At 62.2% G+C, this 8,771-nt stretch carries 6 protein-coding genes; 2 read left to right on the top strand and 4 right to left on the bottom strand.

The genetic code is table 11. From position 1 onward, the window contains the following. Positions 1-3: 3 nt before the first annotated feature. Positions 4-666 carry a cytochrome b/b6 domain-containing protein gene (locus tag WCA53_RS27850; RefSeq protein WP_423918471.1) on the bottom strand — a complete coding sequence of 221 codons (663 nt, stop codon included), beginning with the start codon at positions 664-666 and terminating at the stop codon, positions 4-6. A 169-nt stretch (positions 667-835) separates the two neighbouring features. Here WCA53_RS27850 and WCA53_RS27845 point away from each other — a divergent pair, with 169 nt between their 5' ends. Further along, positions 836-1,516, top strand: a complete 681-nt coding sequence (locus WCA53_RS27845) for a heavy metal response regulator transcription factor (RefSeq protein ID WP_423918468.1) — start codon at positions 836-838, stop codon at positions 1,514-1,516. Then, positions 1,513-2,961, top strand: a complete 1,449-nt coding sequence (locus WCA53_RS27840) for a heavy metal sensor histidine kinase (RefSeq protein WP_423918463.1) — start codon at positions 1,513-1,515, stop codon at positions 2,959-2,961. Before WCA53_RS27845 ends, WCA53_RS27840 begins: the two co-directional genes overlap by 4 nt. Here the strand turns inward: WCA53_RS27840 and WCA53_RS27835 are convergent. The 3 genes from WCA53_RS27835 to WCA53_RS27825 form a co-directional block, all read right to left on the bottom strand. Then, a complete protein-coding gene (locus WCA53_RS27835; protein WP_423918459.1) occupies positions 2,939-4,741 on the bottom strand; it encodes an FAD-dependent oxidoreductase in 1,803 nt (600 codons plus the stop codon). The genes WCA53_RS27840 and WCA53_RS27835 overlap by 23 nt on opposite strands. Then, complete coding sequence (locus WCA53_RS27830; protein WP_423918474.1) at positions 4,738-5,826, bottom strand: DedA family protein/thiosulfate sulfurtransferase GlpE; 1,089 nt, start codon at positions 5,824-5,826, stop codon at positions 4,738-4,740. The genes WCA53_RS27835 and WCA53_RS27830 overlap by 4 nt, the downstream gene beginning before the upstream one ends. Before the next feature lie 405 nt (positions 5,827-6,231). Next, on the bottom strand, positions 6,232-8,771 hold a 2,540-nt coding region (locus tag WCA53_RS27825), incomplete at its 5' end, for a DUF748 domain-containing protein (protein ID WP_423918456.1).

Genomic DNA, 8,771 nt, shown 5'->3' with positions numbered 1-8,771 from the left:
TGCTCAGCGACCCCGAATCATCAGCAACAACGAACGCGGGACGAGCGCTACCATCACCACGTGCACCACGAAGAACGCAACCAGGAAGCTCATCGCGAAGAAGTGCACTTTGCGCGCGTTGTCGTAGCCACCCATGACATCGCGTAACCACGGAAACTGAACCGATTTCCAGATCGCGAGACCAGAGAGAATCACAATCACAATGTCCAGGATCACCGCAAGATACGCCGCCTTTTGCACCGCGTTGTAACGCGAAAGATCGTCATGGCCGAGCTTGCCGGTGAGCGCCGCGCGCACGTCGCCGATCAGGCTTTTCAAGCTGAGCGGAAACAGCTTGCGGCGAAAACGCCCCGACACAATGTTCAGCACCACATAAGCGAGGAAGTTCGCAACGAGCAGCCACCTCGCGGCGAAGTGCCATAGAAGCGCGCCGCCAAGCCAGCCGCCCAGCGTGATGCTCGCCGGAAAAACCAGCGGCGGGAAGATCGGCGAGGCGTTGTACACCTGCCAGCCACTCGTGACCATGATCACTACCGCGAAAGCGTTGAGCCAGTGCGTGACGCGAACCCAGCCGGGCTGGATCGTGGCAGCGATTCTGGCAGGTGCACCAGCTTGAATCGAAGGTTGAGTCAAACTCGCCTCGTCGGATGATGGGTGGGTTTGCAACAGGGTCCGGTGTCCATCGGACGCGCCATCGTATAGCAATCATCTTAGCCAGCCCCTTCTGAGCGGCGCATGACACGACAATGACTTTTTTGTCATCTTCGCGGTGCACTGCAAGCGCGTCGATAGAATGGACACTGTTCCTGATTCCCGCCTTTGGGCACGTGCAGCAATGACCATCCTGGTGATAGAAGACGACCGCAAGACCGGCGATTATCTGAAGAAGGGGCTCACCGAGTCCGGGTATCAGGTCGACCTGATTCGCAATGGCGCCGACGGCTTGCATCAGGCGCTGGCGCATCCGTACGAGCTGATCGTGCTCGACGTGATGCTGCCCGGTCTCGACGGCTGGCAGATCATGCAGGCGCTGCGGGCCAAGCGTGACTTGCCGGTGATTTTCCTGACCGCGCGCGACCATGTCAGCGACCGCATTCACGGCCTCGAACTCGGCGCGGACGACTACCTCGTCAAGCCGTTCTCGTTCACCGAACTCGTGCTGCGCATCCGCACGTTGCTTCGACGCGGCATCGTGCGCGAATCGGACACGTTTCAAATCGCCGATCTTCATGTCGATGTCCTGCGCCGCAAGGTGAGCCGCCAGGGAACCGACATCGCGTTGACGAACAAGGAATTCGCGCTGCTGCATCTCTTTTGCAAGCGTCAGGGTGAAGCGTTGTCACGTACGCTGATTGCGTCGGAGGTGTGGGACATGAACTTTGACAGCGACACCAACGTGGTCGATGTCGCCATCAAGCGCCTGCGCGCGAAACTCGATCAACCCTTCGAAATCAAGCTGATTCATACGGTTCGCAGTATCGGCTATTCGTTCGGCGCGTCAGGGGAGTCGCATTGAGCGCATTGAGCACACCCTGGCGCTCGCGCTCGCTGGTCGTCCAGATTACGTGCCTCTTCGCGCTGATCGTGTGCGCGGTGGTGAGCATGGTCGGCATGTCGCTGTACCACGCAACCAGCGCCACGCTGTCCGCACGCGCGGACTATCAGCTGATCGCGCGGGTCGAACACTTCCGCTCGCTGCTGCACGATCTCTACACGATCAAGGAGATCGAAGCGCGGCCGCGTCTGTTCGAGACCATGCTGGGCGATTTCCAGGACGTGATCATTTTTCGTCGCCCCGGCGTCGCGCCCTTCATCAACGTGAACCCGGAACACATGCCGCTGCCGCCGCTCGTGCCCGTGCCAGTGCAACGCGCGGTCGGACTGGATTCACTCTATGAAGGAACCCGCGCCGACGGCGTACGCATGCGCTGGATCGCGGCGCAAGCGCAAGTCGGCGATAGCGGCGAGGTCGTCGAGATCGTCGCGGCGCACGTGATGACGCAGGAGGCGCACGTGTTGTCGGCGTATCTCGTGCGCGTGTGGATCACCGTGGTAAGCGCGGTGCTGATCACGGCGTTGCTCGCCTGGTGGGTATCGAGCCGCGGCCTCATGCCCTTGCGAAAAATGGCCGATAAAGCCGCCGACATCACCCCTGATACGTTGTCCGAACGACTCGACGTCAAGAACGCGCCGACCGAACTGCAAAGCCTCGCCGCTTCGTTTAACGCGATGCTTGACCGCTTGTCGAGCGGCTATGAGCGGCTTGTCCAGTTTTCTGCCGATCTCGCGCATGAGGTGCGTACACCGATCGGCGTCCTGATCGGACAGACTCAGGTCACGCTCGCGCATGCACGAAGCGAGACCGAATACAAATCCGTTCTGGAATCGAATCTGGAGGAACTGGAACGGCTTGGGCGCATCGCACAAAACATCCTGTTCCTGGCGCAAGCCGATCACGAGCGGCAACAGGATGAGCGCTCCACGTTGAATATCCAGGAACAACTGGAAACCATTGCGACGTATTTCGAAGGCATCGCCGATGAACGCAATCTGCGCTTCGAAGTAGAAGCCAGCGGAGAGATGTTCGCCAACGCCATCATGAGCCGGCGCGCCATCAGCAATGTCGTGGTGAACGCGGTGCGCTATGCGCAACCCGGCACGGTGATCCGGCTAGACGGGCACGAAGATGCAAGCGGTGCGGCGCAACTCGTCATCGGCAACCAGGGCAAGCCGGTTGCGCCCGAGCAACTCGAACGCCTGTTCGACCGGTTTTATCGCGGCGACGCAGCGCGCAGCGAATTCACGGAATCGAGCGGACTCGGACTATCGATCGTGCAAGCGATCATGAAACGCCACGGCGGCACGGCATCGGCAACCTGTTCGACGGACGGCTGGATCGAGTTCACGCTCCTGTTCGCCGCCGCCCCCGGTCAAGCCGTTATTCCACCGCGCCGGCATTGAGCGCGAGTTCCTGGCGCATTGCCAGCAAGCCGTGAATCTGAGACACGACGGCCGCGCCCTCTCCCACCGCCGCAGCCACACGTTTGGTCGATGCAGCCCGCACGTCGCCAATCGCAAACACGCCCGGCACGCTCGTTTCCAGGCTCGGCGCATTGTCCCCGCGACAGCCATTGGCGGCCGGTCCGGTCAATACAAAGCCCTTGCTGTCCGTGCTGACGTTGCAACCCTTGAGCCATGCCGTATTCGGATCGGCGCCCGTGAACATGAACAGATGGCACACATCGAGCGCGAGCGGGCCCTCGGGTGTCTTGCAATGCAAACGGGTCAAGGTACGCCCATCGCCTTCCAGCGACGCGATCGCGGTATGCGTATGAAGCGTCACGTTGGACAAGGACGCAATCCGGTCCACCAGATACTTCGACATGCTCGCCGCGAGCCCGGGGCCGCGTATCAGCACGTGCACATGCGAAGCGTGCGACGCGAGATAGACCGCGGCCTGTCCCGCCGAGTTGCCACCGCCCACCAGCGCGACTTGGGCCCCTTTGCACAGCTTCGCCTCGACCGGTGACGCCCAGTAGTACGTGCTACGTCCTTCAAACTTTTCGAGCCCCTCGATTGCCGGCCGCCGATACGCCGCGCCCGTCGCGATCACAACCGTATGCGACGAGACGCGCGTGCCGTTCATCAACTCAATCTGGATCGGCGTGCAATCGCAATGGAGCGCCTTGATTTGGGTCGGAATCGCGATGTGCGCGCCGAACTTCTGCGCCTGGACAAACGCCCGTCCAGCGAGCGCCTGACCCGAGATACCGGTCGGAAAGCCGAGATAGTTTTCGATCCGCGAACTCGCGCCCGCCTGGCCACCCGGCGCGCGGCAGTCGAACACCGCCACCGACAATCCCTCCGACGCCGCATACACGGCCGTCGCCAGTCCCGCCGGCCCGGCGCCAACAACTGCTACATCGTAGATATGAGCCGGATCGAATTCCGGCAACCAGCCGAGCAGGGACGCCAACTGGTTTTCATCGGGGGCGCGCAGGATCGTGCCGTCCGGGCAGATCACCAGCGGAAAGTCGGCCTTCGACGTGGTCATGCGTTCAAGTAACGCAATCGCCTCGGGGTCGGTCGCTGCGTTCATCACGGTATGCGGATAACCGTTGCGGCTGAGGAACCCTTGCAGCGAGACGAGCCGGGCATCGTCGGACTTTCCCACGAGAACCGGACCGCTGCCTTTCTCGATCAGCCCGACGCGCCGCAGGATCAGCGAGCGCATGATCCGCTCGCCCAGTTCCGCCTCGGCCACGAGCAACGCGCGCAGACGGTCCGGGGCGATGACGATCGCTTCCACGTCTTCCATTGCGTGTCCGTCGACGAGAGCGGGCTTGCCCGACAACTGGCCGACTTCCGCCACGAAATGGCCCGGCTTGTGCTCCACGACCACGTTCACGTGGCCTAGGCCGTCACGCCGCGTAATCCGAATCCGCCCCTGGAGGACCACGAACATGCCCGGACTCCGAACACCGGTCTCGAACATCAACTCGCCCGTACGAAAGTGCTTCACGATCCCAAAGCGCCGCATGCGCTCGATCTCGTCATCGCTGAGACGGGGATGCATCTGGTGAACGCGGCTTTCGAGAGGTGAAAACGGTGCGTCTGCGCGCTCGGACGGCCCCGCATCAGCGGCACTACCTTCATTCGTGATCGAATTGAGATCTTCCTGCGCCACGGGCATCGAATGGATCCTCCAGTCGTGCTGCGGGTCTTCCGGCGTAGTACTCATGCGTGACGGTCCCCATGCAGAAATACAGCGTCGTGCAAGACGTTTTGACCGGCGTTCTTACTCCCGGCCGATGCCTTGACCGGCCACGGGCACATGGCGGCCATTTCGCCGAGGTCTTCGCGCGCGCCGCCGAACTCGGTGAGCGGCTTGAGTTCGAGGCCGGCGAGACGCCAGGCGTCGAGACCGCCGGTGAGCGGCATCACGTCCTTGAAGCCGGCATTGCGCAAGGCCTTCGCCATCCACGCCGCCGATACCTCGTTCGGACAGGAACAGTAAATGACCAGCTTGCGGTCCGGGTCGTAATCCTGCACGATCTTCTGCAACTCCCGCTCATCGGCGAAAACGGTGCCGGGAATCACAAAAGGATCGAGCATGCGCTTTTCGCTCGACCGGATATCGAAGATGGCGGGCACCGGTTCGTTTTCCATCAGCGCGTAGAGTTCGCCAACGGTGATGCGCGCGGTCTCCAGGGTCTTCATCAGCATCGTCCGGCGCCAGTAGCGATACGCCACGTACAAGGCCAGCGCAATCGCCACGACGATTAGCGCCTGCCTCCCAAGTTGCGCGATGAAGGCGAACACCATGTCGAGCTCAGCCGCGAACACGACGCCAACGGCCAGGCCCACCGCGGCCCATAGCGCCACCCCCAGGCCGTCATGCGCGATGAACGAACGTGCGCGTACGCCCATGGCGCCGGCAAGCGGCACGGACACAAGCGACAAACCCGGAATGAACTTGGCGACGAGCAGCACGCGAACACCCCAGCGGCCGAAGAACCGCTCGGTTTTCTTGACGCATGTATCGCGCGACAGCGACAGCTTGCAGATTGTCTTGAGCGTGCGATCGCCGTAGCGCCGCCCGCCCTGGAACCAGACGAAATCGCCGAGCACGCCGCCCACCACGGCGACGCCCAGCATCAGCACGAGATGCGGGATCAGGGGCTGGCCCATATGGCCCATCATGGCGACCGATCCGCCCACCACGATCAGCGTCGGCATGGCGGGCACGGGGAGGCCGAGCGCGGAGCCCAGCACATTGCAAAATACAATTGCCGCACCATACCGGTCGGCCAGTTCATGCAGCAGCATGAGTTTCTCCTGCAAGGTTGCAGCGCTGGGTTCGGATGTGGGTTGCTTAAACTTGCCAACGAGTTGCCGACGAGCGCCAACAGGTTCCAGCATGCCGTGCGACGAAGGCAAATGTGCGTCCGACGCAGTGGCTCCTTCAGACAAGCTTTGCGGGTTTCTCTCGTGTCACGAGAACCCACGAAATTGCGGCCGCTATGCGTGTCGTGCGCGCCGTAATAGGTGTGACGATTACAACCATTGGCACCGTTTCCACGCCCCGTCCGGGGAGCCGGTCCGCATCGCCGCTTTATTAAGATGAGTGTAGCGCGGTATTCGTAAGAATGCCGAAGTCAGAACGTGCGACGGGACCCGCGAATGCGCGGCATAGCCCGTGCCGACCCCGCGCGCCGGGCCGCGCTGCGGCTACTTCAACCCGAAATCGACGCGGGTTGTAGCGCCCTTGTCGGTTATGCCGTCGGCATTGAGATGCGGGGCCACAATAAAGATGCGTTTGCTGTCTATCTTGCCCTCCAGATACTGTTGTACCGCCGTCGCTCTCTTCTGTGCCAGCGTGTTGAGCGCCGCCTGGTCCACGGGTGCGTTGTCTGCAAGCGCTTGCTTCATGTCGGCATCGGACACGGTCTTGGTCAGGCCGACGAAATTGGTCGGCTTCTTGAAATCCGCGCTCTTGTACGCCTTGGTCAAGAGCTTGCTGTATTCATCGGCGGAAACGGGAACGCTCGACGGATTCACGGTCGGATTGTCGTCGCCGGAATCCTTCATTTTCGCGAGACGCACCTGACGGTCGACGTAAGCCGCGCGCAGACCGGGTCCGTCGATGGCCGGATCCACCCGCGCCGAGATGTCGAGCTCGACCGACGGCTTGTCGGCCAACGCCTTCGCGATGGCGTCGAGCTTTTGCGTGGCGGCGTCGCTGAGAACGGCCGAGCCCGGATCGAACTCCACGTAGCCCAGTTCCTCGCCACCCTTGCCGCCGAACGCATTCGCCAGCAGCGAGAACGGCGCCGTCACGGCGCGCTCGATCAAGTGCAGCACGGCTTGCCAGACCAGTGCGCCAATGGAGAATTCAGGGTTCGACAGCGACCCGGAGATCGGGATGTTGACGTCAATTTCGCCGCGCGAATTTTTGAGCAGCGACACCGCGAGGCGCACCGGCAACTTCGTCGCTGTGGTGTTCTCGACGTGATCGCCGAACGTGAGCTGGTCGATGAACAAGTGATTGTTCGCGGTGAGCTTTTCGTCGGCGAGCATGTAGTGCAGGTCCACATTCAACTTGCCTTTCGTGATCGGATAGCCGGCGTATTTGGCCGAGTACGGCGAGATGTTCGGCAACTCCACGTCGTGCGCGCTGGCCGTCAAATCGAGCGACGGCTTGTCGATGAGCGGATTCACCGTGCCCTTGATGGACACCGGCCCATTCGCCGCCAGTTTCGCGGCGACATCGACGGGCGCGGGCGTGGTCGAATGTGTGCCGAACGCGCCGATCGTTCCCGTGATTCCCACCAGGTCGGCGGAGAAATTCGGCTTGATGAAGTTGTCGGCGTAGGTCACGCTGCCGTTTTGCAGCACGAGCTGGCCGAAGCGAAAATTGATGGACGAGGCGGCTTTCGGTGCGGTGGAAGCAGCGGGCGTGGCGGCCTCTTTGGGCGCCGGCGTGGCGGCTGCGGCTTGAACCGGTCCCTTGTCCTTTACGACGATGTCGCGCAGATTGAGCTTGCCTTGGGAATCGAGCAGGACGCGGCCGTAGAAATTTGCAAACGTGACGCGTGCCGCCTCAACGTCCGCGCCTTTCGCGTCATAACTTGCTTTGACTTTGCTCAAGCCAAGCAGCTTCCAGCCGGCCAGCCGTTGCGAACTCACCCTATCCACCAGCCGCACATCCGATAACGACACATCGCCTTTGTAACCCGCCTTGAGCGTGCGCCCCTCGCCCGCCAGCGACGCATCGCCGTTCGCGCTCAACGCCGCGCTGGCGATCGACGCGTTTAGTTTGTTGCCGAAATACGGCTCGAATGCGGACGCGTCGAGCTGGTTTGCATCGAGATGAAGCGCGAGACTCAACGGCTTCACCGTCAAGGTGCCGTTCACGCCCATCGCACCCTTGCCGTTGAGGGTTAATTTCCCGTCGATGGCAAGCGGCTTCGTCAGGTCGTCCGATACGTGCTGCACGCCGATTTGCAGCGGAGCGATGCGCAAGCTCACCGGCTTAGGCATGCTGTCGTCGATGAAACCGACGCTGCCGTCGTTAAGTGAAATCTGCGCAATCTCATAGCGCCAGGCCGGACCGGCCTCGTTCGCCTTTTGCACCTTGTGCGTGGCGCTGGCTTCCGGCGCGGTCTCGTGCGGCCCGGCGAGCGCCGCAAGATCGATTGTGCCGTCCTTCAGGCGTTTGGCATCGACGGAAAGTCCGTTGAGCACCACGCTGTCGAGCGCCGCCGTGCGCCCGGCCACGTCGATTTTCTGGATGCGGACGTCAGCTGTTGCCAACGCGATCGGCGCCGCGTTCGCGTTCCCGCTTGTGTTCCCATTCGGCACGAGCTTGAGTGACTTCAAGGTGACACTGCCCGCGCCGACCACGATCGACGCTTGCGGTCTGGACCAGTCCACTTGCAGCGGCAAATTGGCACCGAGCGACCCATCGTCGACACGCGCGGCCACCGCGTTCGCCACGTAGGGCTGCAATGTCGGCAGCGAGAGGTCGCTCAGGGCGAGCGTGGCGTCGGCGTGCTGGCCGGACAGAGTGAATTTGCCCGACACTGCGAGCGCGCCGCCATGCTCGAATGCCGTCTTGAGCGTGTAGCGCGCCGGGGGCTTCGCGAGGGTGGAAAAATCATCGAGCGTCACGGTCAGGTCGGTCAGCCCGAGCGTGGTGGGCTGCGACATCAACCGGTCGTCGAAATTGATGCGCCCCTGGTCGATCGCCAGATGCTTGATGGCGAGAT

Source organism: Caballeronia sp., from assembly GCF_049581465.1.
In the GTDB taxonomy this organism is placed as follows: domain Bacteria; phylum Pseudomonadota; class Gammaproteobacteria; order Burkholderiales; family Burkholderiaceae; genus Caballeronia.
Note: the sequence above shows the minus strand (reverse complement) of the source record. Positions and strands in the feature narration are given on the sequence as shown.

Excerpts from the sequence above, each read along its gene's own strand:
- WCA53_RS27845 (WP_423918468.1), top strand. The coding sequence starts at position 836 with ATGACCATCCTGGTGATAGAAGACGACCGCAAGACCGGCGATTATCTG.
- WCA53_RS27835 (WP_423918459.1), bottom strand. The coding sequence starts at position 4,741 with ATGAGTACTACGCCGGAAGACCCGCAGCACGACTGGAGGATCCATTCG.